The organism is Gordonia hydrophobica NBRC 16057, from assembly GCF_001592365.1.
GTDB classification, from domain to species: Bacteria; Actinomycetota; Actinomycetes; order Mycobacteriales; family Mycobacteriaceae; genus Gordonia; species Gordonia hydrophobica.
The window spans coordinates 16,631-43,601 of the sequence record NZ_BCWU01000004.1 but is presented as its reverse complement, the minus strand read 5'-3'; the positions used below and the strand labels follow the sequence as shown (position 1 = coordinate 43,601).

26 protein-coding genes and 1 tRNA gene are annotated in these 26,971 nt (G+C 67.7%); 22 read left to right on the top strand and 5 right to left on the bottom strand.

Annotated elements, in window-relative coordinates; all coding sequences use genetic code 11:
- The first annotated feature begins 6 nt into the window (after positions 1–6).
- The 3 genes from GH2_RS08035 to GH2_RS08025 all read left to right on the top strand — a co-directional run bounded on the left by GH2_RS08035 (position 7) and on the right by GH2_RS08025 (position 4,044).
- Complete coding sequence (locus tag GH2_RS08035) at positions 7–1,302, top strand: metallophosphoesterase family protein (protein ID WP_066165652.1); 1,296 nt, start codon at positions 7–9, stop codon at positions 1,300–1,302.
- A complete protein-coding gene (locus GH2_RS08030) occupies positions 1,299–3,893 on the top strand; it encodes an AAA family ATPase (protein ID WP_066165649.1) in 2,595 nt (864 codons plus the stop codon). The genes GH2_RS08035 and GH2_RS08030 overlap by 4 nt, the downstream gene beginning before the upstream one ends.
- A 78-nt stretch (positions 3,894–3,971) precedes the next feature.
- Positions 3,972–4,044, top strand: a tRNA-Arg gene (locus GH2_RS08025).
- 61 nt (positions 4,045–4,105) lie between these two features.
- On the opposite strand, the gene GH2_RS08020 is transcribed toward GH2_RS08025, so the two are convergent.
- Genes GH2_RS08020 through GH2_RS08010 form a run of 3 tightly spaced genes read right to left on the bottom strand, consistent with a single transcriptional unit; the run spans position 4,106 to position 5,377 of the window.
- On the bottom strand, positions 4,106–4,570 hold the full coding sequence (locus tag GH2_RS08020) for a GNAT family N-acetyltransferase (protein WP_066165645.1): 465 nt from the start codon (positions 4,568–4,570) through the stop codon (positions 4,106–4,108).
- Positions 4,567–5,043 (bottom strand): SRPBCC family protein, encoded by a 477-nt coding sequence (locus GH2_RS08015; protein WP_066165642.1) that lies wholly within the window; start codon positions 5,041–5,043, stop codon positions 4,567–4,569. The genes GH2_RS08020 and GH2_RS08015 overlap by 4 nt, the downstream gene beginning before the upstream one ends.
- Entirely contained in the window at positions 5,036–5,377 is a 342-nt protein-coding gene (locus GH2_RS08010) for an ArsR/SmtB family transcription factor (RefSeq protein WP_066165639.1), read from the bottom strand. The genes GH2_RS08015 and GH2_RS08010 overlap by 8 nt, the downstream gene beginning before the upstream one ends.
- Positions 5,378–5,446: 69 nt before the next feature.
- Between GH2_RS08010 and GH2_RS08005 the strand changes: the two genes are divergently transcribed.
- Positions 5,447–6,280: a shikimate 5-dehydrogenase gene (locus tag GH2_RS08005; protein WP_066165636.1), complete on the top strand. Its 834-nt coding sequence runs from the start codon at positions 5,447–5,449 to the stop codon at positions 6,278–6,280.
- A gap of 25 nt (positions 6,281–6,305) precedes the next feature.
- On the opposite strand, the gene GH2_RS08000 is transcribed toward GH2_RS08005, so the two are convergent.
- Complete coding sequence (locus GH2_RS08000) at positions 6,306–7,166, bottom strand: ribokinase (protein ID WP_066165633.1); 861 nt, start codon at positions 7,164–7,166, stop codon at positions 6,306–6,308.
- 69 nt (positions 7,167–7,235) lie between these two features.
- On the opposite strand from GH2_RS08000, the gene GH2_RS07995 reads away from it, so the two are divergent.
- The 7 genes from GH2_RS07995 (at position 7,236) to rho (ending at position 16,361) form a co-directional block, all read left to right on the top strand.
- Complete coding sequence (locus GH2_RS07995) at positions 7,236–7,619, top strand: VOC family protein (RefSeq protein ID WP_066166490.1); 384 nt, start codon at positions 7,236–7,238, stop codon at positions 7,617–7,619.
- Positions 7,620–7,702: 83 nt separating this feature from the next.
- Positions 7,703–9,355 (top strand): arginine--tRNA ligase, encoded by a 1,653-nt coding sequence (gene argS / locus GH2_RS07990; RefSeq protein ID WP_066165630.1) that lies wholly within the window; start codon positions 7,703–7,705, stop codon positions 9,353–9,355.
- Positions 9,356–9,382: 27 nt separating this feature from the next.
- Positions 9,383–10,807, top strand: coding sequence for a diaminopimelate decarboxylase (lysA, locus tag GH2_RS07985; protein WP_066165627.1), 1,425 nt, complete (start codon positions 9,383–9,385; stop codon positions 10,805–10,807).
- Positions 10,804–12,111, top strand: a complete 1,308-nt coding sequence (locus GH2_RS07980; RefSeq protein WP_066165624.1) for a homoserine dehydrogenase — start codon at positions 10,804–10,806, stop codon at positions 12,109–12,111. Before lysA ends, GH2_RS07980 begins: the two co-directional genes overlap by 4 nt.
- Positions 12,104–13,189, top strand: coding sequence for a threonine synthase (gene thrC / locus GH2_RS07975; protein ID WP_066165621.1), 1,086 nt, complete (start codon positions 12,104–12,106; stop codon positions 13,187–13,189). The genes GH2_RS07980 and thrC overlap by 8 nt, the downstream gene beginning before the upstream one ends.
- A gap of 16 nt (positions 13,190–13,205) precedes the next feature.
- The gene (thrB, locus tag GH2_RS07970; protein ID WP_066165618.1) at positions 13,206–14,156 is read left to right on the top strand and encodes a homoserine kinase; all 951 of its coding nucleotides are present in this window, start codon (positions 13,206–13,208) and stop codon (positions 14,154–14,156) included.
- 156 nt (positions 14,157–14,312) lie between these two features.
- Positions 14,313–16,361: a transcription termination factor Rho gene (gene rho, locus GH2_RS07965; RefSeq protein WP_066165615.1), complete on the top strand. Its 2,049-nt coding sequence runs from the start codon at positions 14,313–14,315 to the stop codon at positions 16,359–16,361.
- Positions 16,362–16,722: 361 nt separating this feature from the next.
- On the opposite strand, the gene GH2_RS07960 is transcribed toward rho, so the two are convergent.
- The gene (locus tag GH2_RS07960; RefSeq protein ID WP_244885339.1) at positions 16,723–17,817 is read right to left on the bottom strand and encodes a diflavin oxidoreductase; all 1,095 of its coding nucleotides are present in this window, start codon (positions 17,815–17,817) and stop codon (positions 16,723–16,725) included.
- Positions 17,818–18,114: 297 nt separating this feature from the next.
- Between GH2_RS07960 and rpmE the strand changes: the two genes are divergently transcribed.
- From rpmE to GH2_RS07905, 11 genes are all read left to right on the top strand, one after another.
- The gene (gene rpmE / locus GH2_RS07955; protein ID WP_006896411.1) at positions 18,115–18,327 is read left to right on the top strand and encodes a 50S ribosomal protein L31; all 213 of its coding nucleotides are present in this window, start codon (positions 18,115–18,117) and stop codon (positions 18,325–18,327) included.
- Positions 18,328–18,433: 106 nt separating this feature from the next.
- On the top strand, positions 18,434–19,507 hold the full coding sequence (prfA, locus tag GH2_RS07950) for a peptide chain release factor 1 (RefSeq protein ID WP_066166477.1): 1,074 nt from the start codon (positions 18,434–18,436) through the stop codon (positions 19,505–19,507).
- Positions 19,504–20,436 carry a peptide chain release factor N(5)-glutamine methyltransferase gene (prmC, locus tag GH2_RS07945; RefSeq protein WP_084247378.1) on the top strand — a complete coding sequence of 311 codons (933 nt, stop codon included), beginning with the start codon at positions 19,504–19,506 and terminating at the stop codon, positions 20,434–20,436. The genes prfA and prmC overlap by 4 nt, the downstream gene beginning before the upstream one ends.
- Positions 20,433–21,092 (top strand): L-threonylcarbamoyladenylate synthase, encoded by a 660-nt coding sequence (locus tag GH2_RS07940; protein WP_066166480.1) that lies wholly within the window; start codon positions 20,433–20,435, stop codon positions 21,090–21,092. Before prmC ends, GH2_RS07940 begins: the two co-directional genes overlap by 4 nt.
- A complete protein-coding gene (gene glyA, locus GH2_RS07935) occupies positions 21,089–22,336 on the top strand; it encodes a serine hydroxymethyltransferase (protein WP_066165612.1) in 1,248 nt (415 codons plus the stop codon). Before GH2_RS07940 ends, glyA begins: the two co-directional genes overlap by 4 nt.
- Positions 22,337–22,338: 2 nt before the next feature.
- Positions 22,339–23,496 carry a glycosyltransferase family 4 protein gene (locus GH2_RS07930; RefSeq protein WP_066165609.1) on the top strand — a complete coding sequence of 386 codons (1,158 nt, stop codon included), beginning with the start codon at positions 22,339–22,341 and terminating at the stop codon, positions 23,494–23,496.
- A gap of 27 nt (positions 23,497–23,523) precedes the next feature.
- Entirely contained in the window at positions 23,524–24,012 is a 489-nt protein-coding gene (locus GH2_RS07925) for a Cg1360 family ATP-synthase-associated protein (protein WP_066165605.1), read from the top strand.
- Positions 24,013–24,201: 189 nt separating this feature from the next.
- Positions 24,202–25,041, top strand: a complete 840-nt coding sequence (atpB, locus tag GH2_RS07920) for a F0F1 ATP synthase subunit A (RefSeq protein WP_066165602.1) — start codon at positions 24,202–24,204, stop codon at positions 25,039–25,041.
- Positions 25,042–25,158: 117 nt separating this feature from the next.
- Entirely contained in the window at positions 25,159–25,404 is a 246-nt protein-coding gene (locus GH2_RS07915; RefSeq protein ID WP_045538243.1) for an ATP synthase F0 subunit C, read from the top strand.
- 14 nt (positions 25,405–25,418) lie between these two features.
- The gene (locus GH2_RS07910; protein ID WP_066165599.1) at positions 25,419–25,973 is read left to right on the top strand and encodes a F0F1 ATP synthase subunit B; all 555 of its coding nucleotides are present in this window, start codon (positions 25,419–25,421) and stop codon (positions 25,971–25,973) included.
- A 137-nt stretch (positions 25,974–26,110) separates the two neighbouring features.
- Entirely contained in the window at positions 26,111–26,929 is an 819-nt protein-coding gene (locus tag GH2_RS07905) for a F0F1 ATP synthase subunit delta (RefSeq protein WP_066165596.1), read from the top strand.
- Positions 26,930–26,971: the final 42 nt, after the last annotated feature.

The window sequence follows — 26,971 nt, the reverse complement described above, 5'->3', positions numbered from 1 at the left end:
GCGGGCATGTCTCGGCCGGTATACGACGACTCTGCGCTCGACGCCAACACGTGCGTCACGGAGCCGCTGTTCGACCTTGAACCGTTGGCGTTGTTCGCGGTGCCGACGCCGATGTCGGATCCGGAGCCGCCCACCGACACCGATACCGCCCCGACGGTCACCTTCCTGCACACTGCAGACTGGCAACTGGGGATGACGCGCCATTTCCTCGCGGGCGAGGCGCAGCACACCTATAACGCCGCTCGCGAGGACGCCGTGGTTCGGATCGGGGCGCTCGCGGCTGAGACCGGCGCCGAGTTCGTCGTCGTCTGCGGCGATGTCTTCGACGACCCGCGTGTCTCCACCCGGATCATCCGGCGCACGCTCGACGCCTTGGGCGACTATCCGGTGCCGGTGTACCTGCTGCCCGGCAATCACGACCCGCTCGACGCGACCAGCGTGTATCGCTCGCGCGAGTTCACGCAGGCGTGCCCGGCGAACGTCGTCGTCCTCGATACCGCGGGCGTGGTTCGGGTTCGTGACGGCGTCAGCATCGTCGCCGCGCCGTGGACCACCAAGCGCCCGTTGACCGATCTCGTGAATGACCAACTGGTGACACTGGCGCCGTCCGATGACATCCGGATCGTCGTCGGTCACGGCGGAGTCGACACCCTCAGCCCCAACACCGATCCGTCGATCGTCGGCGCGGCGACGCTCGATGTCGCGGTCGCCGATCGGCTTGTCGATTATGTGGCCCTCGGCGATCGGCACTCGGTCACCTCGGTCGGCGACTCCGGCCGCATCTGGTACTCGGGCGCACCCGAAGTCACCGCCTTCGACCATGTCGAGACCGCACCCGGTCACGTTCTGGAGGTCACCCTGACGCGCGGGGCGCAGTCGTCCGCCGATGTGACGCCGCATCGGGTGGGGCAGTGGGCGTTCCACACGCTTCGCGAGGACGTGAACAGCGTCGCCGACATCGATCGGCTCCGGGCCGCCCTGGCCGCGATGTCCGACAAGCCGCGGACCGTGGTCCAGCTGGCCTTGACTGGGACCATCAGCGTCGCGGACGAGGTGGTGTTGGACGAGCTGCTCGAGGAGTTCGGAGATCGATTCGCGGCCCTCACCGTCTGGGAACGACACCACGATCTGACCGTCGTGTCGGATCCGTCGGACGTCGACGCACTCGAACTGCAGGGGTATGCGGCGGCTGCGGCGGTCGAACTCGCCGATCGTGCAGCCGCGACCGTCGACGTCGCCGATGCCGATGCTGCGCGGACCGCCCTGGGACTGCTGTACCGGCTCTCAGGAGTCGGGCGATGAGGCTGCACCGCCTCCGGGTCGAGCACTTCCGCGGCGTGCAGTCGCGGGAGATCGAGTTCGCCGACACCGGCGTCACCGTCATCGAGGGCGACAACGAGGCGGGCAAGTCGTCGATGATGGAGGCTTTCGACCTCCTGCTCGCCGCACAGGCCAGCAGCAAAGCCAAGCAGGTCCGTGCGATCCAACCGGCCGGACGCGACGTCGGGACCGAGGTGTGGGCAGACATCTCGTGCGGGCCGTGGCGGTTCGAGTACGCGAAGCGCTTCAATCGCCAGCCGGAGACCACACTGACGATCGTCGAACCGATTCGTGAGCAGTTAGCCGGGCGTGAGGCGCACGAACGCGTCGAGAAGATGCTGTCGGAGTCGCTCGACCGAACGCTGTTCAGCGCACTCCGCCTGCTGCAGTCCACTGATCCGGCGCTCGGCGATCTCGCGAACAGTGCCGCACTGTCGCAGGCGCTCGACCGCGCCGCGGGCGAGGCGGAGTCGGACGGTGGCGAGTCGGCTGCGACCCAGGACCTCGTGGCTGCGGTGACCGCCGAGTACGCGAAGTACTTCACGGTGGCGCAAGGCCGACCGACCGGCGAGTTGGCCGATGCCCGCGAGGCGGCACGCTCGGCGGAAGCGGACGTCGCCGAGCGTGAAGCCATCCTGGCCCGCGTCCAGGACGCGACCAACAGGCTGCCTCACGTCGCCGACGCGATCAAGCAACTGCTCGCCGCGGAACAGGACGAGAACGTCGAGGTTGCGACGATGACGGCCGCCGTCGCCGAGGCGGAGGGCGCCCGAGAGCAGGTCCGTGCCGCCGAGGCGGTGGTCCAGGCCGAGCAGTTGGCGCATCGCGTCGCGGTCGACGCGGTCCACCAGCGCGACCGACGCCGCGCGCGGCGCGCCGAGCTCGTCGACGCGAAGGAACAGAACTCCGCGCGGATCGCTGAGTTCCGCGGGTTGGCTGCGGCCGCGACCGAAGAGTCCGCAGCCCTGACGGTCGAGAATACGGCCGCGACGGCCGAGCTCGAGCGTCTCCGAACCCGCCTGGCGGCGGCAGAAGCGGCCGCACTCGTCGCCGCGGATCGCGCTCGGCTGACGCGGGTGGAGGCGGCGCTCGCCGAGGTCGTGCGGCTGCAGAGCGAACTCGCGAGGGCGCGCGTGGCGGCCGATCAGATCAGCGTGACCGCCGCGGACGTCCGTGCGGCCACGTCGATCGACCGCGAGCTCACGGCGCTGACCGCGCGACTCGACGCCGCAGCGGCCGCGGTCGCCGTCACCCGACTCGGGTCTGCCGAGGTGCACGTCGACGGCGCCGCGATCGACGGCGACGTCACGGTCGGTGCCGCCGATGAGACCGTCGTCGAGATCCCCGGCGTCGCCCGGATCGAGGTCCGTCCCGGTGCCGACACCGCCGTCGTCGCCAGGGAACTGGCCGAGCTGCGTCGTCGCGAGACCGAACTGCTCGACCGATGCGAAGTGCCGAGCCTCGCCGACGTCGCTCCGGCGGCGAACCGTCGAACCGAGGCAGTGCGCCGCGTCACCGAGATCGACCGTGACCTGCAGCGCGAACTCGGCGGATCGAGTCGAGAAGACCTCGAACGTCAGCGGCACCACCTCGTCGACCGGATCACGGATGGACCCGTCACGGTCGTCGAGGACCCTGCCGTGCTGCGGTCCGCCGAACGGGAACAAGCCGATCTCGTTGCGCGCGCCGAGCGGACACGGGACGCGCGACTGTCGACGGCGCGCGAGCACATCGGCCGCGCCGATGCGCTGGAGGAGTCCGGTACTCGGATCGCGGCCGAGATCGCCGCCCTGGACGCAGAGTTGACCGACGCCGCGGAGCGGGTCGACGACGACGCCCTGGCAGTGCGGGTCGCCGACGCCGCTGCAGCGCTCGAGAAGGCGAACTCCGTGCTCGCGGCGCGGTCACTGCGTCTGGAGCAACTCGACATCGGCGGGTTGCAGGCGAGGCTCGCGCATGCGGAGTCGGTTCTGGAGCGGACTCGTAAGCAGCTGTCGGAGCAGAAGCGTCTGCGCACGGAGTTCCTGACGCGACTCGAGGTCTGTCGCAACGACGGTCGCCTCGACGAACTCTCGGACGCGATGGCGACCAACGACGCCGCACAGGCGCGGCTGACCCGGGTGTCGGCGCGCGCCGCAGGCGCTCGCGCCCTGCACGAAACATTGCAGCGCAAGCGGAACGAGAGTCGTGCCCGCTACGTCGACCCCTTCACCCGCAGACTCGAAACGCTGGCCGCGCCCGTCTTCGGCGACGACGTCAGCTTCCACGTGACCGACGACTTCGTCATCGCCACCCGCACCCTCGACGGCGTCACCGTCGACGTCGACGCGCTGTCGGCGGGCGCCAAGGAGCAATTGGGGCTGCTGGCGCGGCTGGCGTGCGCCACGCTCGTCGACAGTGCCGACGGCGTGCCGTTGATCCTCGACGATGCTCTCGGTTACACCGATCCAGGCCGACTGGCGTCGATGGCGCAGGTCCTCGGGTCCGCGGGCGGCGACGCGCAGATCATCGTCCTGACCTGCACTCCGGACCGATACAACGAGGTTGCGGGTGCGAAGCTGATCGCGGTGTGACCGGTTTCGAGGCGCGCAACACGCGCCCCGTGTTTGGGTGTGGTGCGGCTGTGCGCTAATGTTGCTCTCGCCCATCGAGCCCCCCTAGCTCAGGGGATAGAGCGTCTGCCTCCGGAGCAGAAGGTCGTAGGTTCGAATCCTACGGGGGGCACAGAGACACCACTGCAGGTCGGAGAAGTCTCCGACCTGCAGTCGTGCATTTCGGGGTGTGTTCACGGTCGTGGCGGAATGGGCCGGATGCGGCGCCGCTCCAGGACCGTCTCGTCGGGCTCCACGAAGCCGAACTGTTTGTAGAGCCCGTGTGCGTCGGCGGTGTGCAGCAGCCAGCGGAAGTGTGCGCCGGGGCCGCGTTCGATCATCTGATCCACGAGCTTCTTGCCGAGTGCATGGCCGCGCGCCGACGGTACAACGAAGACGTCCGCGAGGTACGCCACCGTCACGCCGTCCGAGATGGCGCGAGCGAACGCCACCAGCTCGCCGGTCGTCGTGTCGACGGCGCCGACCACGCGCCACGATCCGGCGATCGCGGCGCGAATGTCGGTGGGGCTGCGCCACGTCCCCCAATAGACGTGGTGGGTGAGGAATTCGACGATCGCGTCGTAGTCGAGGCGGTCGCGGTCGTCGAAGAACTCGTAACGGTCATCGACGGTGACGGTCGGGGGTGTCGGGCCGGTCATGGCGCGGCGACCAACTCGCCGAACCGAGTCAGGTACAGCGGCCAGCCCGCGTCGCCGGCGACACCCGTCCGGACCGACTCCCATCCCGGTCCGTGTCGGTCGAGATGCCGGTGTTCGACGGCGACCACCGTCGATCGGTCGCCATCGGCAGTGAAGCGGACCTCGACTTCGCTGCACTTCGCATGGTCGGCCTCGATCTGCCAAGTGGGGCCGATGTCCCAGCTGAAGACCACCCGCGTCGGCGGTTCGAAGGTGAGGATTCGCGCCCAGCGGCACTCCGATCCGTCCTCCGCCCGGTCGAAGATGGAGCCGCCGACACGGGGCTCGAAGACGGTGTCGGTGATCGGCGCTCCGAGGAGGTTGTGTTCGCGGGGTTTGAAGTCGCCGAATCGAGCTGTGAAGAGCTCGAACGCTTCAGCGGCGGGGAGCGGCACGGTGACCGCGCGGTGGATGGTCGACGTCTCGTCACTCATGGGATTCGTCCTGTTCTGTGGGGGTGGATCGTTGTGCGGCATCGGTGAAACCACTCAGGGCACGGCTCCAGAACGCGTCGAGCTGATCGCGGAGCGCGGACAAGGCGACCGCGTTCACGGAGTACACGCGACGAGTGCCGTGCTGTTCGTCGGTCACGACCCCGGCGTCCTTCAGCACCTTCAGGTGTTGGGACACCGCGGGTCGACTGATGGGGAGGCGGTCGGCCAGTTCTCCGACCGCCATCCGATCACGGGTGAGGAGTTCCAGGATCTCGCGGCGGGATCCGTCTCCGAGGACGGTCCACGCCGACTCATTATCTCCGTTAGTCTTCACGAACGGTAAGTATCCGCTTACGTTCGGACTCTGTCAAGGGTGCGAGGCTCACGCGATTATCCTGAGTGCATGACGACCGCACCGCACGCCCGCACCCTCGATCGCGACACCGTCCTCTGCGTCTCACTGGCGGCGCGACCGTCGAACATCGGGACCCGATTCCACAACTACCTGTACAACCAGCTCGGCCTGAACTACGTGTACAAGGCGTTCGCGCCCGCGGACATCGCTGCGGCGGTCGCGGGCATCCGCGGTCTGCCGATCCGTGGGGCGGCGGTGTCGATGCCGTACAAAGAGGCGGTCATCGAGCTGGTCGACGTGATGGAGCCGTCGGCGGCGGCGATCGACTCGGTCAACACCATCGTCAACAAGGACGGCGTGCTGCACGCCTACAACACCGACTATCAGGCGGTCGCCGATCTGCTGGCGGCGTCGTCGTTCGACCGTCAGGCGTCGGCGGTGGTGGCGGGCAGTGGCGGCATGGCGAAGGCGGTCGTCGCTGCCATGCGGGACTCGGGCTTCACCGACGTCACGGTGATCGCCCGCAACGCCGCGACGGGTTCGGCGCTCGCCGAGAAGTATGGATTCCGGCATGCGACGGAGGTCGGCGATGCGCGGCCGGTCACGCTGGTCAACGCGACACCGATCGGTATGGCCGGAGGACCGGACGCGGACGGTCTGCCCTTCCCCGGCGACGTGGTCGAGGCTGCGACCGGGTGTCTCGACGTGGTGGCTATGCCATCTCAGACACCGCTGGTGCGCGCGCTGCGAGCCCGCGATGCGGACGTGATCAGCGGCGACGCGGTGATCGCGGGGCAGGCCGCGGCACAGTTCGCGCTCTACACGGGAGTCACGCCGACGCCTGAGCAGGTGCGCGAGGCATCAGAGTACTCGCGCCGCTGAGACCACCGGTGGTCACAGCGGCGCACTAACGAGCGGGCGGACGCCGACCGAGGAGTTCGTCGACCTCGGTCGCAGTGGGAGCCGACGCGGCACCGGCCACGGTGGCGGCCAAGGCGCCCGCGGCATTGGCGCGCGCCAGTCGCTCGGGTTCCGGCAGGTCCCACGCGGCGGCCAGGGCACCGGTGAAGGCGTCGCCGGCGCCGGTCGTGTCGACGACGTCGACGGCGATCGGCGATGCGCGCACCACTCCCGCCGAGGAGCGGAGTTCGGCGCCGTCGCCGCCGAACGTCGTCACGACGAGACGCACCCCGGTCAACTCCCGTGCCAGCACACGGGATTCATTCTCGTTGACGACCGCGGCGTCGACGAGCGACCAGAGTTCGGGCGGCAGGTCGCGGACCGGCGACGGGTTCAGCAGGACGACGGTTCTGCTCGAACGCGCGGACCGCGCGGCGTCGAGCAGCACCGCGTCGGGCACCTCCAGTTGGAGCAGAAGCACATCCGATGCCGCGATCACCCGACGGTCGTCGGCGGTGAGTGTCAGGGCGTCGTTGGCGCCGGGCACCACTACGATCGTGTTCTCTCCGGTCGAATCGACCGTGATCGCAGCCACCCCGGTGGGGCCGGTCACGGAGTCGACGCGCAGCTCGACGCCGACGGCGGCCAGCGGTTCCAGAACCGTTGCGGCGGCCGGGTCGTCGCCGACCGCGCCGATGAACACCACGGGAGCGCCTGCGCGGGCCGCCGCACGGGCCTGGTTGGCGCCCTTGCCTCCCTGGCCGTAGGCGATGGTGGATCCGGTCACGGTCTCGCCGGGCCGGGGGAACCGCGGACACGCGGTCACGATGTCGAGATTGATGCTGCCGACCACGACCACCGATGCCATGAACCCAACGGTAGGGCAGCGATTGCTGATCGCCGAATGACTGTCGGTGTCGGTCGGTACTCTCGCGGCATGACGCAGATCCGTCCGTTCCTCATGTTTCAAGGCGCCGTTGCCGCTCAGGCGATCGAGCTGTACCGCACTGCCTTCCCCGACGCGCGCGTCGTCTCGTCGACGCCGCAGCCCGACGCGTCGAAGGGCGTCATGCTCGCCGAACTCGATCTCGCCGGGCAACGGATCCTGGTCAGCGACAGCGCCGTCGACCACGCCTTCGACTTCACCCCGTCCACCTCGCTGTTCGTCGATGTCGAGGGCCGCGACGAACTCGAACGCCTCGTCGAGATCCTGGGCGAGGGCGGCGCAACGCTGATGCCGCTAGGGGAGTACGGCTTCTCGAGTGCATTCGCCTGGGTCAACGACCGCTTCGGAGTCTCCTGGCAGCTGAACCTGGCCTGACACCGGGAGCGGACCACGGCGCTGCAGACGCGTGGGACCTCCGATTGTCGCGAAGGGCACCGGTGACAATAAGATGTGCATCTGTGACTCCCACCGAACTCGCTGCTCTGCTTCGCGCTGCGACGCAGAAGGTATTTGACGCGCATGACCTCGACACCTCGCTCATTCCCGAGACGGTGGTCGTGGAGCGACCGCGCAGCCCCGAGCACGGTGATTACGCGACCAACATCGCGTTGCAGTTGGGTAAGCGCGCCGGTGTGAATCCTCGTGAACTCGCGACCTGGCTCACCGAGGAGCTCGCGGCCGACGCGGGCATCGACTCCGCAGAGATCGCCGGACCGGGATTCGTGAACCTCCGGCTGGCCGCGGCGGCGCAGAACCAGACGGTCGCGACGGTGTTGGAGCAGGCCGAGGACTACGGTCGCGGCGACGAGCTCGCGGCGATGAACGTGAACCTCGAGTTCGTATCGGCCAACCCGACCGGCCCCATCCACCTCGGCGGCACCCGCTGGGCCGCCGTGGGCGACGCCCTCGGCCGCGTGCTCAGCGCCCGGGGCGCCCAGGTGACCCGCGAGTACTACTTCAACGATCACGGTGAGCAGATCAACCGCTTCGCGAACTCACTGATGGCTGCGGCGAAGGGCGAGCCGACGCCGGACGATGGGTATGCGGGCGAGTACATCGACGAGATCGCCGCGACGGTCGTCGAGAAGGTGCCCGGCATCCTCGAACTCCCGGTCGACGACGCGCGGGAGGCGTTCCGCGCCGAGGGCGTCGAGCTGATGTTCACCCACATCAAGACCACGCTCCACGACTTCGGCACCGACTTCGACGTCTACACGCACGAGAACTCCATGTTCGACCGCGGCCTGGTCGACGAGGCGATCGCCGAGCTCAAGGCCAGCGGGAATCTGTACGACGCCGACGGCGCCTGGTGGCTGCGCTCCACCAACTACGGCGACGACAAGGACCGGGTCGTCATCAAGAGCGACGGCAACCACGCCTACATCGCAGGCGACATCGCGTATCTGCGCGACAAGCACCAGCGCGGCGCCAACCACCTCATCTACATGCTCGGCGCCGATCACCACGGTTACGTGGTCCGGCTCAAGGCAGCAGCGGCCGCGCTCGGCTACGACCCCTCCGCGGTCGAGGTGCTCATCGGTCAGATGGTGAACCTGGTCAAGGACGGCCAGCCGGTCCGCATGTCCAAGCGTGCGGGCACCGTCATCACCCTCGACGACCTCGTCGAAGCCGTCGGTGTCGACGCCGCCCGGTACGCGTTGATCCGCTCGTCCATCGACGTGAACATCGACATCGACCTGGACCTGCTGCGCAAGCAGTCGTCGGACAACCCGGTGTACTACGTGCAGTACGCGCATGCTCGGCTGTCGGCATTGGCCCGGCATGCCGACGAACTGGGCCTCACGCGCAGCGTCGAGCACCTGGATCTGCTCGAGGACCCCGCCGAAGGCGACCTCATCCGCACGCTCGGCGACTTCGCCGAGGTGGTCACCACCGCAGCGACACTGCGCGAGCCGCATCGCGTGTGCCGCTACCTGGAATCCCTCGCCGGCGCCTACCACCGCTTCTACGCGCGGTGTCGGGTGCTGCCGCAGGGCGACGAAGACGCGAGCGAGGTCCACGCCGCACGCCTCGCTCTCTGCGCGGCGACCCGCCAGGTGCTGGCGAACGGCCTCGCCATGGTCGGCGTGAGCGCCCCCGAAAGAATGTGACGACCCACCCCCGATGCAGGAGCACATCTGATGGCCCATCCCGCAGGCCCCCGCCACGCCGAGATCCTCGCCGCCCCGCATCTCGCGGAGCGCCCCAACCGCCCGGAAGAACTCTCGCGGATTCCGGAGAACGTGTACCCGCGCGGCACCACCCGGAACGACGACGGCGTCGTTGAACTCGGCGGCGTGTCCGTCGAGCAGTTGGCCGCCGACTACGACACCCCGCTGTTCGTGTACGACGAGGCCGACTTCCGTTCACGGTGCGCCGACATGCTGGGCGCCTTCGGCCCGTACGGCCGCGTTCACTATGCGTCGAAGGCGTTTCTGTCGACGCAGGTCGCCAAGTGGATCGAGTCGGAGGGCCTGTCGCTGGACGTGTGCTCCGGAGGCGAGCTCGCGATCGCCCTGCACGCGGGCTTTCCGGCCGAGCGCATCGCACTGCACGGCAACAACAAGTCGGAGGTGGAGTTGGCGGCCGCGATCGATGCGGGCGTCGGCGACATCGTCCTGGACTCGATGATCGAGATCGAGCGACTCGACCGCATCGCCGGGGAGCGGGGCGTGGTGGCCGACGTCCTTCTCCGCGTCACACCGGGCGTCGAGGCCCACACCCACGAGTTCATCTCCACCGCCCACGAGGACCAGAAGTTCGGATTCGCGCTCGCGGGCGGCAAGGCGATGGACGGTGTCCGCGCCGTCTTCGCCACCCAGAACCTGCGTCTGGTGGGCCTGCACAGCCACATCGGGTCGCAGATCTTCGAGATCGACGGGTTCGAGCTCGCCGCGCGCCGCGTGATCGGTCTGCTCGCCGACATCGTCGCCGAGTTCGGAGTCGACAAGACCAAGCAGATCGAGGTCCTGGATCTCGGTGGCGGACTGGGCATCTCGTACCTCGAGAGTGAGAACCCGCCGCCGGTGAGCGTGCTCGCCGAAGCCCTCGTGGAGATCGTGCGCCGCGAGACGAAGGCGCTGGATCTGCCGATGCCGACCATCGCCGTGGAACCCGGGCGCGGCATCGCGGGCCCGGCCGGTGTCACGCTGTACCGCGTCGGCACCATCAAAGACGTGGCGCTCGACGGCGACACCGTCCGCCGCTACGTCTCGGTCGATGGCGGCATGAGCGACAACATCCGTACCGTTCTCTACGACGCCGAGTACGACGTCCGGCTCGCATCGCGCGTGTCGACGGCGAATGCCGTCGTGTGCCGGGTGGTGGGCAAGCACTGTGAGAGCGGCGATATCGTTATCCGGGACTGCTGGCTGCCGGAGGATCTGGCGCCGGGCGACATCCTGATGGTCGGCGCCACCGGCGCCTACTGCTACTCGATGTCGAGTCGCTACAACATGGCGCCACGTGCGGCCGTGGTCACCGTTGGTGAGGGCCGCTCCCGGGTCATGCTGAGACGGGAGACGGTCGAAGACTTCTTGAGCTTGGAGGTGGATTCCGAATGAGTGAATCGTCCCGTCCGATCGGCGTCGCCGTTTTGGGCATGGGCAATGTCGGTACCGAGGTCGTTCGGATTCTCACCGACAAAGCCGCTGACCTGCAGGCCCGCGTCGGTGCACCGCTGGAGCTCCGCGGTGTCGCGGTGCGCGACACCACGCGGACGCGTGACGGCGTCGACCCCGCACTGCTGACCGACGACCCGATGGCACTGGTGCAGCGCGACGACGTGGACCTGGTCGTCGAGCTGATCGGCGGCATCAAGCCTGCGCGCAAATTGATCCTGACCGCGCTCGAAGGCGGCAAGTCGGTCGTCACTGCCAACAAGGCGCTGATGGCCGAGCATGCGGGCGAGTTGTCGAAGGCCGCAGAAGACCGCCGCGTCGACCTGTATTTCGAGGCCTCGGTCGCCGGTGCGATTCCGGTCATCCGGCCGCTGACGCAGTCGCTCGCGGGCGACTCGGTGACTCGGGTGGCCGGCATCGTCAACGGCACCACCAACTTCATCCTGTCGGAGATGGGGGAGAGCGGCGCCGGGTACGGCAAGGTGCTCGCCGAAGCCGGACGCCTCGGCTACGCCGAAGCCGACCCGACGGCCGATGTCGAGGGCTACGACGCGGCGTCCAAGGCCGCGATCCTCGCGTCGATCGCCTTCCACTCGCGCGTCACCGCCTCCGAGGTCCACCGGGAAGGGATCACCGGGATCTCCGCGAAGGACTTCGACGCGGCGAAGAAGTTCGACTGCACCATCAAGCTCCTCGCGATCTGCGAGCGCATCGACGTCGACGGCGAGCAGAAGATCTCTGCGCGGGTCTACCCGGCGCTGGTACCGCTGGATCATCCGCTCGCGACCGTCAACGGTGCGTTCAACGCGGTCGCGGTGGAGGCGGAGAACGCCGGCCGGCTGATGTTCTACGGTCAGGGCGCCGGCGGCGCGCCGACCGCATCGGCGGTGCTGGGCGACCTGGTGATGGCCGCTCGTAACCGCGTCTTCGACGGCCGCGGACCGCTGGAGTCGACCTACGCCGGGCTGCCGGTCGCGTCGATCGACGAGGTCCCGACCCGCTACTACGTCTCGATGAAGGTGGCGGACGTCGCGGGAGTCCTGCATCAGGTCTCCGGTGAGTTCGCCCAGCGCGGCATCAGCATCGCCGCCGTGCGCCAGGAGGGTGCAGGCGACGACGCCCGCCTCATCGTCGTGACTCACCGTGCATCCGACCGCGCACAGTCGGACACCGTTGCCGCACTCGAAAAGATGGACTCCGTACTCAAGGTGTCCAGCGTGCTCCGTTTGGAGGGAACCGATGACTGACACCGACTACCAGCCCGTTCACCGTGGATGGCCCGGCCTGATCGAGGCCTACCGTGACCGGATGCCGGTCCAGGACGATTGGAAGATCGTCACCCTGCTCGAGGGGGCGACCCCGCTCGTCGCAGCACCGGTGCTCTCGGAGATCACCGGGTGCGAGGTCTACCTCAAGGTGGAGGGGCTCAACCCGACCGGTTCGTTCAAGGACCGCGGCATGACGATGGCCGTCACCAACGCCGTCAACCACGGCAAGAAGGCCGTCCTCTGCGCGTCCACGGGCAACACGTCGGCGTCCGCCGCCGCGTACGCCACCCGCGCGGGCATCACCTGCGCGGTGCTGATCCCCGAGGGCAAGATCGCCATGGGCAAGCTGGCCCAGGCCGTCATGCACGGCGCTAAGGTGATCCAGGTCAAGGGCAACTTCGACGACTGTCTGGAGCTGGCGCGCAAGGTGACCTCCGACTACCCGGAGATCGAACTCGTCAACTCCGTCAACCCGGCTCGCATCGAGGGGCAGAAGACGGCGTCGTTCGAGATCGTCGACGTCCTCGGCAAGGCCCCCGACGTGCACGCGCTGCCCGTCGGCAACGCAGGCAACATCACGGCCTACTGGAAGGGCTACCGCGAGTACCACGCCGACGGCATCATCGACTCGCTTCCGCGCATGCTCGGCGTCCAGGCCGCTGGTGCCGCACCGCTGGTCAACGGCGCTCCGGTCAGCGAACCGGAGACCATCGCCACGGCCATCCGCATCGGCTCGCCCGCCAGCTGGAATCAGGCGGTCGACGCCAAGGACGCCTCGGGCGGCATGTTCCGTGCCGCGACCGACGAGAAGATCCTCGAGGCCTACAAGCTCGTCGCCGGGCAGGAGGGCGTGTTCGTGGAACCGGCCTCGGCAGCCAGCGTCGCAGGTCTGCTGGCCAGCCGCGAAGAAGGCTGGGTCAAGGCAGGCGAGACGGTGGTCTGCACCGTCACCGGCAACGGGCTCAAGGATCCCGACACCGCACTGCTCGGCATGCCGAAGGTCGACGCGATCGGCGTCGATCCGGTGGCCGTGGCGCAGGCTCTGGGTGTGAACTGACGAGTTGGAAACGACGATGACGACACGGACGACGATCGGCGCGCCCGACGCGAAATGCATTCTTGCGCAGGGGCTCTCGGTCCGTGTTCGAGTGCCCGGGTCGAGTGCCAACCTGGGGCCGGGTTTCGACTGCCTCGGCCTGGCGCTCTCGATCTACGACGAGGTCGCCGTCACGGTCACCGACGGGGGGATCACCGTCGCGGTCGCGGGCGAGGCCGCCGACCAGGTGCCGCTCGACGAACGTCACCTGGTGGCTCGCGCAGTCGTGCGCGGATTCGAGGCCGCGGGGGTCGCGGTGCCCGGATTCCATCTCGAGACCCGCAATGCGATTCCGCATTCGCGGGGCCTCGGCTCATCGGCGGCGGCCGTCGTCGGAGGGTTGGCCGCGGCATCGGCGCTGGTCGCCGCGGACGGTCGTCGAGCGGCGCTCGACGCCGAGACGCTGGTGCAGCTGTCCAGTGAATTCGAGGGACATCCGGACAACGCCGCGGCGTCGGTGCTCGGTTCGGCGGTCGTCACCTGGTCGCACGGTCACGACGCGTATTACGCGCGCCGTCTGTCGGTGCACCCGTCGATCGTGGTGACGGCCTGCGTTCCCCAGTTCGAGTCGTCCACCGAAGCCACCCGCGGCGTCCTTCCGGACTCCGTGCCCCGGAAAGACGCAGTGTTCAACGTCAGTCGTGCGGCGCTGGGCGTGGTGGCGTTGACCGCTGATCCGGACTGTCTGTTCGATGCGACACAGGATCGGCTCCATCAGGATTACCGTGCCGAGGCACTTCCGGACACGACTCGCCTGGTGAAAGCATTGCGCGACGCCGGTTGCGCCGCTACCGTATCGGGTGCTGGACCTTCGGTGCTGGTTCTGGGAACTGCCCCGCTTGGAGCGCCCGAGGTCGCACTTGCTGCCGAACTGGGATTCACTGCGATTCCGGTCGACGTGGCGGGCGGCGTCGAGGTCATTTCCTGAGTTCGTATTTACCCGGTGGTACGCTGAGTGTGCCCCGCCGGAACACAGGGCGTGTCTGATCTCCACCCGATTGTCTGGCGAACCAACAATTTTTGCTTCTCCGCCCATCTGGGCAGAGACCCCGGTATCTGAATTCCGGGGAACGAAAGGAATTCCGTGACCGAAACGGATGTGCAGGCACCGAAGCGGGCCCGTACCGGACTTTCCGCCATGCTTCTGCCGGAACTCCGTGCTCTGGCCGGAGAACTCGGCATCAAGGGCACCTCGGGCATGCGCAAGGGGGACTTGATCGACGTCATTCGTGCTCATCAGCACGGGGGAGGGGCCAAGGCCGCCGCTCCGAAGGCTGCGGCGAAGACGACCGCCCCGAAGGCGGCGGCCCCGAAGACTGAGACGCCGAAGACCGAGGCTCCGAAGACTGAAGCCCCAAAGGCTGAGGCTCCGAAGGCTGACGCTCCGAAGATTCGGGCGACACCGTCCGAGGCCCCGACAGCGACGGCGCCGGAGAAGAACCCCGCCGAGAAGTCGGCCGAGGCACCCGCCCAGAACCGAACCGACGAGCGGTCGACGCAGGGCCGGTCTGCCCAGGCCGCCGGCGGTGATGCCGACAGCACTGCAGGTCAGCAGCGTGATCAGCAGCAGCGTGGCGGTGACCAACAGCAGCGCGGTGACGGCGACAACCGTCGCAACCGCCAGCGGAACCGCGACAACGGCAACCGGAGCCAGGGCGAGAAGAACCAGGATTCCGGCGACAAGGCCGGCCAGAAGAACCAGTCCCACGGCGACAATAACCAGGGCAACCAGGCTCAGGGCCAGGGTAATCAGGCTCAGGGCAATCAGGGCCAGGGACAGGGAAACCAGGCTCAGGGCAACCAGGGCCAGGGAAACCAGAACCAGGGAAATCAGGGTCAGGGCAACCAGAACCGCGACAACAGCAATCGCGACGACGACGGAGACGGCAGCGGTCGTCGCCGCGGTCGGCGGTTCCGCGAACGTCGTCGCGGACGTGACCGCGAAGGCGGCGGCAGCCAGGGCGATCCGCAGGTCAACGAGGGCGACGTCCTCGCCCCGGTCGCAGGCATTCTGGACGTGCTCGACAACTACGCGTTCGTTCGGACGTCCGGCTACCTCGCAGGCCCCAACGACGTCTACGTGTCGATGAACATGGTCCGCCGTAACGGACTGCGTCGCGGTGACGCGATCACCGGTGCGGTCAAGGTGCCGCGGGACGGCGAGAACCAGAACAACCAGCGCCAGAAATTCAATCCGCTGGTGCGCCTGGACACCGTGAACGGCACTGACGTCGACGCGGCGCGCAAGCGCCCTGACTTCACCAAGCTGACGCCGCTGTACCCCAACCAGCGGCTGCGTCTGGAGACCAGCGCAGAGCGACTGTCGACGCGCGTGATCGACTTGATCATGCCGATCGGCAAGGGACAGCGCGCGCTGATCGTGTCGCCGCCGAAAGCCGGTAAGACCACGATCCTTCAGGACATCGCCAACGCGATCACCACCAACAACCCGGAATGCCACCTGATGGTGGTGCTGGTGGATGAGCGTCCCGAAGAGGTCACCGACATGCAGCGGAGCGTGAAGGGCGAGGTCATCGCCTCCACCTTCGACCGCCCGCCGTCAGATCACACCAGCGTCGCCGAACTGGCCATCGAGCGCGCCAAGCGATTGGTGGAGAGCGGTATGGACGTGGTGGTGCTGCTGGACTCGATCACTCGACTCGGCCGCGCCTACAACAACGCGTCGCCGGCGTCCGGCCGCATTCTGTCCGGTGGTGTCGACTCGCAGGCGCTGTATCCGCCGAAGCGTTTCCTCGGTGCCGCCCGCAACATCGAGAACGGCGGCTCGCTGACGATCATCGCTTCGGCACTCGTCGAGACCGGTTCGACCGGTGACACCGTCATCTTCGAAGAGTTCAAGGGAACCGGCAACGCCGAGCTCAAGCTCGATCGCAAGATCGCCGAGCGGCGCGTGTTCCCCGCAGTCGACGTCAACCTCTCGAGCACCCGCAAGGACGAACTGCTGCTCTCGCCCGACGAGTTCGCGATCGTGCACAAGCTGCGTCGCCTCCTCGCCGGCCTGGACTCGCAGGCCGCGATCGACCTCCTGATCGCGCAGCTCAAGAAGACGCGCAGCAACGTCGAGTTCCTGATGCAGGTCAGCAAGAACGCCCCAGGCGTCGTGGGCGACTGAGCAGGAGTGACGCGGAGCGGCAGGTCGAGCCGATTCACGAGGCCGAAGGCCGAGAATCGGTCGAGACCCTAGCGACAAAGGGCTGGTAGGAGGATCCTCCTACCAGCCCTTTCTCAATCGCGAGGCGACTGAGTCCCAGGAAACCGCCACTAACGGCGGCGGGTCACCGGGGGCAGGTCTGCCCGTTATTGTCTGCCAGTGCGGCCCCGACCACCACTCCCCACCCTGCGGGTCCTGTGGATAGCGAGTGTGGGTGTGTGAAAAGAGGGCTGGTCGGATCCTTCTACCAGCGCTTTGTCACGTGGTCTCGACCGAGTTCTCGGCTAACGCCTCGTGAATCGGCTCGACCTGCCGCTCCGCGTCAGTACACGTCTCGGCGGTATTGGCCTGCTTCGCGGAGGCGCTGCACTTCGGCGCGCGCTCCGTCCTCGTCGAAGTCGCCGTACTCGCGGATGATCGCGGTCAGCGTCTCGTCGACGTCGCGGGCCATCTGGGTGGCGTCGCCGCAGACGTACAGGATGGCTCCGTCGCGGATCCAGCTGTACAGCTCCTCGCCCTGCCCGCCCATCAGGTGGGAGACGTAAATCTTCTCATCCTGTTCGCGCGAGAACGCGACATCCAGGCGGAGATTGCCGTCGGCCTCCATCGCCCACATCTCGTCCCGGTAGAGGAAGTCCTGGTCGCGGTGGCGGGCGCCGTGGAACAGCCAGTTCCGACCGTTGCCGTCGTCGTGCGAGCGCTCCTGAATGAACGCGCGGAAGGGCGCGATGCCGGTGCCCGGACCCACCATGATGATGTCGGTGTCCGGCTCGGGCAGGTGGAACGCCTTGTTGGGCGTCACGTAGATGCCGACGGTGTCGCCCTCGTCCACGCGCTCGGCGAGATACGTGGAGGCGGCGCCACCGCGATCGCGGCCGTCGCCCCAGCTGTCGGTGGCCAGATGGCGCACGGTGGCGGGGGTCAGGTGCAGGGTGCCCGGGTGGACCGACCGTGACGACGAGATGGAGTACGTCCGTGCCGCCAGCGGACGGAGCTCGGACAGCAGGGCCTCGGGCGTGGGGAACCAGGTGGGGTCGAGATTCAGCAGATCGAGCACGTCACGTCCGCGCGACCAGGCCTCCAGCGGCGCGCGGTCGCCGTCGAGCAGCTCGGCGAGCTCGGTGACACCGCGGGCGTGGGCGAGATGATCGAGCAGATACGGCGACGTCGAGGTGATCTCGAAGCCGTGCGTCAGCGCGTTGGCGAGTGTGCGTTCGCCCTTGCGGTCGGCGATGATCGTGTCGCTCGGGACCCCGAGACGATCGATGATCGCGGCGACCAGGGCGGGTTCGTTGGCCGGGGTGACGTTCACGGCGTCGCCGGGTTCGTAGTCGAGGCCCGATCCCTCGATGTCGAGGACGAGGTGCCGGACCTCCTTGTCGCTCTCCGGCGCCGTCAGCAGATCGTTGCGGATCACGGTGGCGGGGTACGGGTTGCGGCGGGACCAGCGGGGTCGCTTCGAAGCGCGTGGTGCTGTGCGTTCTTGAGGCGGATTCGCTGTCGTCATCAGTCCAGCGTAAGCCGGTGTCATGGCAGTTCAGGAGGGGCGTTCGACGAAAAGAGACTCGTCTCACTCCCGTCGACGGGCGCTGATCGCACGCCGATTGGTCGCGGAGGCGTCGACTGTGGAATAATTCGTCGGTCAGTCCGGTTCCGGTTCACACCACTGAAAAACGTCAGTGGTGACCCGGCGGCCATGATGAAGGGACATCACATGAAGCAGGGAATCCATCCCGACTACGAGGTGACCACCGTCAACTGCGGTTGCGGCAACGAGTTCACCACCCGCAGCACCGCCAAGGGCGGCCACATCACCGTGGAAGTCTGCTCCAACTGCCACCCGTTCTACACCGGCAAGCAGAAGATTCTGGATACCGGCGGTCGCGTCGCACGCTTCGAGAAGCGGTACGGCAAGCGCGTCAAGTAGCTCGCACCAGGCGCCCGACACGAGACCACTGCTGGTTTCGCGTCGGGCGTCTGTCGTTTCGCCGCAGCTTCAAGCACCCGACTCCGATACGAAAGTGAATCATCAGGTGAGCACGCAGGAACCGTCCGCCATCGACGACATCCTCGCCGAACACGCCGGACTTCAGGACCAACTGTCCGATCCGTCGCTGCACGACGACCCGGCCAACGCCCGCCGCGTCGGCAAACGGTTCGCCGAACTCGCCCCGGTGATGACCACGTACACCAAACTCACCGCCGCGCGCGACGACCTCGAGGCGGCGCGCGAGCTCGCCGAGGTCGACTCCGCGTTCGCCGAGGAGATCCCGGCGCTCGAGGAGTCCGTCGCTGAGCTCGACGCCGTGCTCACCGACCTGCTCGCCCCGCGTGACCCGCACGACTCGGACGACGTGGTGGTGGAGGTCAAGTCCGGTGCAGGCGGCGAGGAATCGGCGCTGTTCGCCTCCGACCTCGTCCGCATGTACCTCAAGTACTGCGAGAAGCACGGGTGGAAGGCGACGATTCTCGGCGTCACCGAATCCGACCTCGGCGGCTACAAGGACGCGACGCTCTCGATCAAGTCGCGGGAGACCGTCCGGGACGGCGTGTGGTCGCGGCTGAAGTTCGAGGGCGGCGTGCACCGCGTGCAGCGGGTGCCGGTCACCGAGTCGCAGGGCCGGATCCACACCTCCGCAGCGGGAGTGCTGATCTACCCGGAGCCCGACGAGGTGGAGGAGATCCACATCGACGAGTCCGACCTGCGCATCGACGTGTACCGCAGCTCGGGCAAGGGCGGCCAGGGCGTCAACACCACGGACTCCGCAGTCCGTATCACCCACCTGCCGACCAATATCGTCGTCACCTGCCAGAACGAGCGCTCTCAGCTGCAGAACAAGGCCCGCGCCATGCAGGTCCTCGCCGCGCGGCTCAAAGCCGCCGCCGAGGAGGAGGCCGACGCCGAGGCCGCAGCGGGACGCCACGCGCAGATCCGCACCGTCGACCGGTCCGAGCGGATCCGCACCTACAACTTCCCGGAGAACCGGATCACCGACCATCGCATCGGCTACAAGGCCAACAATCTCGACTCCGTGCTTGGCGGTGAGATGGACGGGCTCCTCGACGCGCTCGTGGAGGCCGACAAGCAGGCCCGTCTGCAGCAGTGACGCGGCAGCAGCCAGGAGGGGCCGACGACCTGCGGCGGAGCGTTCTCCGACGACTGTCCGACGCGGGAGTCGCGTCGCCGGGTGTCGACGCAGCCGACATCGTCGCGCACGTCCTCGGAGTGGAACCGGGCCGGCTTCTCCTCATCGACGAGGTGTCCGCGGCCGACCGAGCCCGCGTCGAGGAGGCCACCGCTCGTCGCGTGCGGCGGGTTCCGTTGCAGCACATCACCGGACTCGCCTATTTCGCCGGCCTGGAATTGACTGTCGGCCCGGGTGTCTTCATCCCGCGGCCGGAGACCGAACTGCTCGTGGAGTGGGCGGTGTCCCGGATCGCCGAGATCCGCCGATCCGGTCGTGACCGGGTGTCGGTCGTCGACTTGTGCTCGGGCAGTGGAGCGTTGGCCCTCGCGATCGCGACGTCGGCACCGTCGACGACGGCGGTCGCCGTCGAGGTGTCGGCGACGGCGGGGGAGTACCTGCAGGGCAACATCGACCGATTGGGGCTGGCGAACCGGGTGCGCCTGCTGCACGCCGACGCCACGGATCCCGATGTCGTCGGACCGTTGCTGGCGAACGCCGATGTGGTGGTGAGCAATCCGCCCTACGTTCCTGCGTCCGCCGAGGTCTCGCCGGAGGTCGTGCACGACCCGCCCACCGCGGTGTTCTCCGGTGACACCGGGATGGACCTGATCGACGCACTCGCCCCCGTCCTCGCCACGCATCTGCGCCCCGGCGTGCCCGTCGCCATCGAGCACGACGACACCACCGCCCCGCGGGTCTGCGACGCACTGATGCGGACCGGAGGCTTCGAGCAGGTGCAGTCGCACCGCGATCTGGCGGGACGCCCCCGATTCGTCAGCGCTGTTCGACGCCCGGGCCGTGGGTCTGCGGCGTCGCCGGACGACTGCGTGGAAGGATGGGACGGGTGAGCGCGGTATTCGATTGCAGTGATCCTGACGAGCGAGAAGCGGGTATTCGCGCAGCCGTGGGTGCGGCGCGCGGCGGCCGCCTGGTGGTGATGCCGACCGACACCGTGTACGGGCTGGGCTGCGACGCGTTCGACAGCGAGGCGGTGGCGGCGCTGCTCGAGGCGAAGGGTCGCGGCCGCGACATGCCGGTGCCCGTGCTGGTCGGCTCGTGGCACACGGTCGACGGCCTGGTCCGCTCCGTTTCGCCGCAGGCGCGAGAGCTGGTCCAGGCGTTCTGGCCCGGTGGGCTGAGCCTGGTGGTGGAGCAGGCGCCGTCCCTGGCCTGGGATCTCGGCGACACCTCGGGCAGTGTCATGATCCGGATGCCGTTGCACCCGGTGGCCATCGAACTCCTCCGCGAAGTGGGCCCGATGGCGGTCTCCAGCGCCAACGTCTCCGGACAGTCGCCCGCGACCGTGGTCGGGGAGGCCCGCGACCAGTTGCGGGACAAGGTCGCCGTCTACCTCGACGGCGGCCCGGCCGACCATGCGGTCGCCTCGACCATCGTCGACTTGACCGGCGAGTCGCCGATCATCCTCCGCGAAGGTGCGATCACCGCCGATGACATCGCCGAGGTGCTCGACGTGGACGCCGCGGACCTGCGGAGGACCCCGTGACCGCACAGCCGGTGGATCCGCTGGCCGGCGACGCCGAGATCACCGCACTCCTCGACCGCGAACAGACACGACGACGCGGCAGCCTCCAGATGGTCGCCGCCGAGTCGGCGGCCTCCGCTGCCGTACGGGCCGCCGTCGGCTCGATCTTCGCCGACAAATACGCCGAGGGGTATCCCGGACATCGCTATCACGGTGGCGTCGAGGTGGTCGACGAGGTGGAACAGCTCGCGATCGATCGTGCGCGCACGCTGTTCGGCGCCGACTACGTCAACGTGCAGCCGCTGTCGTGGGCGCTGGCCAACTTCGCCGTCTACGCGGCCTTCTCCCAGCCCGGCGACCAAGTATTGTCGCTGAGCCTCAAACACGGCGGCCATCAGTCGCACGGCTCGCGCGCCAACCTCTCCGGGCGGTGGTTCTCGGTCGTCAACTACGGCGTCCGGCACGACACCGAGCGGATCGACTACAACCAGATCCGCGAACTCGCGCTGCTGCATCGGCCGCGGATACTGGTCGCGGGCGGCACGTCGTACTCGCGATCGTGGGATTTCGCCGCCATGCGCACCATCGCCGATGAGGCCGATTGCATCCTGTGGGTCGATGCCGCCCACCTGGCCGGCCTCGTGGTCGGCGGCGTCCTCGAGTCTCCGGTGCCGTACGCCGACGTCGTCACCGTCGCCACCAACAAGGTGATGCGCGGACCGCGCGGCGGACTGCTGCTCGCCCGGGCCGAACATGCGGGTGCGCTCGGCCGCGCGGTGTACCCGTTCCTCCAAGGCGCACCGGCGATGCATGCGATCGCGGCCAAGGCCGTCGCGTTCGCCGAATGCCGACTCCCCGCGTACGCCGAGTACGCGCGGGCCGTCGCCGACAACGCTGCCGGCCTGGCGGCAGAGCTCGATGCCCGCGGACTGCGTACCGTGTCCGGCGGCACCGACACCCACATCGGCGTCGTCGAGGTGAGCTCGCTCGGCATCAGCGGTCGTGAGGCGGCCAGACGCCTCGCCGCCGCCCGGATCGTGGTCGACAAAGCGGTGACCCCGTACGACGAAGCGCCGATCGCCGAGGGTTCGGCGATCCGATTCGGCAGTGCCGTGCTCGCATCGGACGGACTGCGTCCGGACTCCATGGCGGCCATCGCCGACCTCATGGTGCAGGCGATGCGCACCGACGACCCGATGCGCCATGCACACCTCGCTCGCGACGTGGCCGCGATCGGCGGCGACGGGCCGACGGGGGAGAGGTAGCGGTGCTGGGGTACGCGCTGGAGTCCACCAGCGGCGGAGCCGGCGTACCGCTGCGCGAGTTGGCGCTGGTAGGGCTGACTGCCGCAGGAATCACGTACTTCATCACCGCACTGGTGCGGATCAGTGCGGTCCGGCTGGGCGCGGTCGCCGTGCCCCGACAGCGCGACGTGCACGTGATCCCGACGCCCCGACTCGGCGGCGTCGGGATGTATTTCGGCTTCGTCTGCGCCATCGGACTCGCGGCTCAACTGCCCGCGTTGAACCGCGGGTTCTCGTACACGCACGACATGCTCGCCGTGATCACGGCGGGACTCGTGATCGTCCTCGTCGGGATCATCGACGATCGGTGGGGGCTGGACGCACTCACTAAGTTCGTCGGGCAACTGACTGCGGCCGGCGTGCTGGTGATCATGGGCGTCAGTTGGTACCTGCTGTACGTCCCCTTCGCGGACATCGGCACCGTGGTGCTCGATCCGCTGCAGGCGGGCCTGCTCACGGTGGCGATCACCGTCACCACGATCAACGCGATCAACTTCGTCGACGGCCTCGACGGACTGGCCGCAGGGCTGGGATTGATCGCCGCCGTAGCGATCTGCCTGTTCTCGCTGGGACTCCTGCACGATCAGGGCGGCGACGTCAGCTATTACCCGCCCGCATTGATCACCGCGGCGTTGGCGGGCGCCTGCGCGGGATTCCTGCCGCACAACTTCTCGCCTGCCCGCATCTTCATGGGCGATTCCGGCGCCATGCTCATCGGACTCATGCTGGCCGCCGCGTCGACCAGCGCCTCCGGGCGCGTGGCTCGCAGTGCGTACGGTCCGGCCGACATGTTCACCCTGCTCTCACCGCTGATCCTGGTCGCCGCCGTGATGTTCATTCCGATGCTGGACATGATCATGGCCGTCATTCGCCGCACGCGCGCGGGAGTGGGCTTCTACACCCCGGACAAGATGCACCTGCACCACCGGCTGCTCGAACTCGGCCACTCGCAGCGCCGCGTGGCGCTGCTCATCTATCTGTGGGTGGGGGTGTTGGCGTTCTCGGTGGCACTCGGCACCCTGGTCCCGATGCGCGTCGTGATGCCGATCTTCGGCGTCGGCCTGCTGATCGCCCTGGTCGCGACCTTCGCTCCGCGGATCCGTCGTCGGTTGGCCCGATAGCGGCCTCGCTCGCTAACCTGATATCTCGTGTCGACCTATGACGAGAACGAAGTGAATCCGGCCGCCGACGAGATCGACGCCGCAGCGCTCGACGAAGCGACTGATCCAGCGGCTCCGCTGCGCGCCGGCCTGCGATACGGCGTCTACGGCCTGGGGATCCTTCTCGTCGCGGGGCTCCTGATCTGGTGGCCGTGGAAGGGAGTGCCCGGCCTCTGGGGAGTTCTGGTCGGTGCTGCGATCGGTGGCGGCTTCATCCTGATCACCGTCATCACCATCCTGTTGACCGCGAAGGCGCCGCCGACCGTCGTGATGGGCGCGCTGATGGGTGGATATCTGGTCAAGGTGATCATCGTGATCGCGGTGACGGCGATCCTCAAAGACATGACCTTCTATCACAAGGGTGCGCTGGTCAGCATGCTGGTCGGTGCCATCGTGGCTGTTCTCGGCAGCGAACTCTGGGGTGTCCTGACCACCCGCCAGGTGTACGTTGCGCCAGAGTCGAACGATCTCGACTGATGTGAGTAGGATCACGCAGGGTCTCCTGACCTGCTACTACATGCGATAGTAGACGAGGCAGACTGTGAATCATCAGGAAACTTACCGGCCCTGATTAGTCGGAGGCCCTCCTTACTTGCTAGTCTGCTCCCGCGGGTCGATGCGACGACATGCAGTTCAACTGTGGTCACGCACCTCGCGGAATGACCGATGGAATCCGCAAGCCGAGAGGCTGGGCGGGACCGAGAACGGGAGAGAACGCTGAGCGCCACCCTCGCAGCCGAGTTCCACGCACCGTCCCTGAAGGACTTTTACCCGGAGATGCTGTTCGGGGAGGGCACCTGGTGGGGTATGGACCGGCTCATGCTGATCCGAGTCGTCGTGGCGGTGCTCGTCGCGGCGTTCTTTGCGCTCGCATTGCGCAACCCGAAGGTCGTCCCCGGCAAGTTGCAGAACATCGGTGAGAGCTTCATCGACTGGGTGCGCATCAACATCTCCGAGGAGATCCTCGGAAAAGAGGCCGGCCGCAAGTTCCTGCCGCTGATCGCCTCGATCTTCTTCGCGACGATCATGCTGAACCTCACCTCGATCGTTCCGTTCCTGAACATCTCCACCAACGCCCGCGTCGGCTTCCCGCTCGTGATGGCACTGGTCGCCTACATCACCTACTGCTGGGTCGGCATCGCCAAGTTCGGCTTCTTCGGATTCATTCGCTCGTCGATCGTTCTTCCGGGCGTCCCGCTGCCGGTGCACTTCCTGCTGGTGCCGATCGAGTTCGTCTCGACCTTCATTCTCCGGCCGTTCACACTGACGGTCCGACTCATGGCCAACATGCTCTCCGGCCACATCATGCTCGCACTGTTCTTCGCGGCCACTCAGTACTTCATCATCGATCAGAGCGGCATCTGGACCCTCGCCGGTGTTGGTTCGCTGTTCGCCGCGGTCGGCTTCACCTTCTTTGAACTGCTGGTCATCGCGCTGCAGGCATACATCTTCGCCCTGCTGACCGCGGTCTACATCGAGCAGTCGCTGCACGCTGATTCGCACTGACGCGGCGCATCGCACCAACTGAACAGAAGTTTCCGGCTCGGGCACCACGCTCGGACCGACTGATACTGACTCACTCGCCCGACCGGGCGAGGAGCCACCAAGAAAGGGAATCGCAAGATGAGCTTCATCGCCCAGACCCTCGCTGCCGATAACACCATCGAAGGCTCCGGCTTCGGCGCCATCGGTTACGGCCTCGCAGCCATCGGCCCCGGCATCGGCGTCGGCATCGTGGCCGGCAAGGCCATCGAGGGCATCGCCCGTCAGCCCGAGCTGGCCGGTCAGATCCGTACCACGATGTTCCTCGGCATCGCACTCTCTGAGGCTCTGGCGCTGATCGGTATCGTCGCCGGCTTCATCTTCTGATAAGAGACCACGACATGATCAACACCAGTCTGATCCTGGCCGCAGAGGCCGAGGACAAGAACCCGCTCATCCCCGAGTGGTACGACATCACCTGGTCGCTGGTCTCCTTCGGCGTCGTCCTCTTCGTCTTCTGGAAGTTCGTCATCCCGATGTACCGCAAGGTGCTCGACGAGCGTCGCGACACGATCGAGGGTGGCATCGCCCGAGCCGAGGCCGCACAGGCCGAGGCGGCACAGCAGCTGGCCGCGTACCGCGAGCAGCTGGCCGGCGCACGTGAGGAAGCAGCAGCCATCCGCGACGAGGCCCGCACCCAGGGTGCGCAGATCGTCTCGGACATGAAGGCGCAGGCCACCTCCGAGAGCGACCGGATCATCGCCAACGGCAACGCCCAGCTCGACGCCCAGCGTCAGCAGGTCGTCTCCGCGTTGCGCGGCGATCTCGGCAAGCTGTCGGTCGACCTGGCTGAGAAGCTGGTCGGTGCGTCCCTGTCGGACGACGTCAAGCAGGCCGGAACCGTCGATCGGTTCCTCGCAGAGCTCGACGGCGTGTCGAACGAGACCGCCAAGTAACCCGATGGACGCGAGGATGGTGCGGATCAGCGTAGGGGCAGGAATCTCTCTTGTCCCTCGCTCCGCCACATCCGAGGCCGGCCGACACTCAGGCGAGCGCACACAGCTGATCTCGCCACGACAAGGAAGTTAGCTAGATGTACGCAGCGTCAAGCCGTGAAGCCCTCGACGGGGCCCGCGTCGAGCTGGAAACCGTCCTTCGTGGAGCCGCCGCACAGACTGATGCGGTGACCGTCGGCACCGAACTGCTGGCCGTGGCCGACACGGTCAGCGCAGATCGCACGTTGCGCATCACGCTGGCCGACTCGGCGACCTCAGCCGATCATCGCGCCGCCTTCGCCGACAAGGTGCTGCAGGGCAAGGTCTCTGACGCCACCCGCTCGGTGGTCTCGTCGACGGCCGCACGGTCGTGGTCGAGCGACGTCGAGCTGGTCGGTGGTCTTCGTCAGCTGGGCCGCGAAGCCCTGCTGCAGGCGGCCAAGGCCGGAGACAAGGCAGACACCGTCGAAGACGAACTGTTCCGTCTCGCCCGCGTCATCAAGGGCGACACCGCACTGGAGCAGGCACTGTCGGACCGCACCCGCCCCATCGCCGATCGCTCCGCGCTCCTGCGTACGCTGATCGACGGCAAGGTGGATCCCATCACTGAGCGTCTGGCCGTGAACGCGGTCGCGACTACCGATGAGCTCCCCGGCGACGCGATCGACGACCTCTCGCAGCTGGCTGCGGCCAGCAACGGCCGCAAGGTCGCCTACGTGACCAGCGCGGGCGAACTGTCCAGCGACCAGCGCGGCAAACTCGCCGCCCAGCTCGCCGAGATCTACGCGGCACCCGTCACCCTGCACGTCGACATCGACCCCGAACTCCTCGGCGGCGTTGTGGTCCGTGTCGGCGACGAGCGCATCGACGGAAGCGTTTCGGGCAAGATCGCGACCCTGCGTCGCGGCCTGCGGTAGCCACCACCCTCCTCAGCAGTACAGAAGTATCTGGCCGCCGGA

What these genes read in the sequence shown, in the direction of transcription:
- GH2_RS08035 (WP_066165652.1), top strand. Translation starts at nt 7, where the DNA reads ATGTCTCGGCCGGTATACGACGACTCTGCGCTCGACGCCAACACGTGC.
- GH2_RS08030 (WP_066165649.1), top strand. Translation starts at nt 1,299, where the DNA reads ATGAGGCTGCACCGCCTCCGGGTCGAGCACTTCCGCGGCGTGCAGTCG.
- GH2_RS08020 (WP_066165645.1), bottom strand. Translation starts at nt 4,570, where the DNA reads ATGACCGGCCCGACACCCCCGACCGTCACCGTCGATGACCGTTACGAG.
- GH2_RS08015 (WP_066165642.1), bottom strand. Translation starts at nt 5,043, where the DNA reads ATGAGTGACGAGACGTCGACCATCCACCGCGCGGTCACCGTGCCGCTC.
- GH2_RS08005 (WP_066165636.1), top strand. Translation starts at nt 5,447, where the DNA reads ATGACGACCGCACCGCACGCCCGCACCCTCGATCGCGACACCGTCCTC.
- GH2_RS08000 (WP_066165633.1), bottom strand. Translation starts at nt 7,166, where the DNA reads ATGGCATCGGTGGTCGTGGTCGGCAGCATCAATCTCGACATCGTGACC.
- GH2_RS07995 (WP_066166490.1), top strand. Translation starts at nt 7,236, where the DNA reads ATGACGCAGATCCGTCCGTTCCTCATGTTTCAAGGCGCCGTTGCCGCT.
- GH2_RS07980 (WP_066165624.1), top strand. Translation starts at nt 10,804, where the DNA reads ATGAGTGAATCGTCCCGTCCGATCGGCGTCGCCGTTTTGGGCATGGGC.
- thrC (WP_066165621.1), top strand. Translation starts at nt 12,104, where the DNA reads ATGACTGACACCGACTACCAGCCCGTTCACCGTGGATGGCCCGGCCTG.
- thrB (WP_066165618.1), top strand. Translation starts at nt 13,206, where the DNA reads ATGACGACACGGACGACGATCGGCGCGCCCGACGCGAAATGCATTCTT.
- rpmE (WP_006896411.1), top strand. Translation starts at nt 18,115, where the DNA reads ATGAAGCAGGGAATCCATCCCGACTACGAGGTGACCACCGTCAACTGC.
- atpB (WP_066165602.1), top strand. Translation starts at nt 24,202, where the DNA reads ATGGAATCCGCAAGCCGAGAGGCTGGGCGGGACCGAGAACGGGAGAGA.
- GH2_RS07915 (WP_045538243.1), top strand. Translation starts at nt 25,159, where the DNA reads ATGAGCTTCATCGCCCAGACCCTCGCTGCCGATAACACCATCGAAGGC.
- GH2_RS07910 (WP_066165599.1), top strand. Translation starts at nt 25,419, where the DNA reads ATGATCAACACCAGTCTGATCCTGGCCGCAGAGGCCGAGGACAAGAAC.
- GH2_RS07905 (WP_066165596.1), top strand. Translation starts at nt 26,111, where the DNA reads ATGTACGCAGCGTCAAGCCGTGAAGCCCTCGACGGGGCCCGCGTCGAG.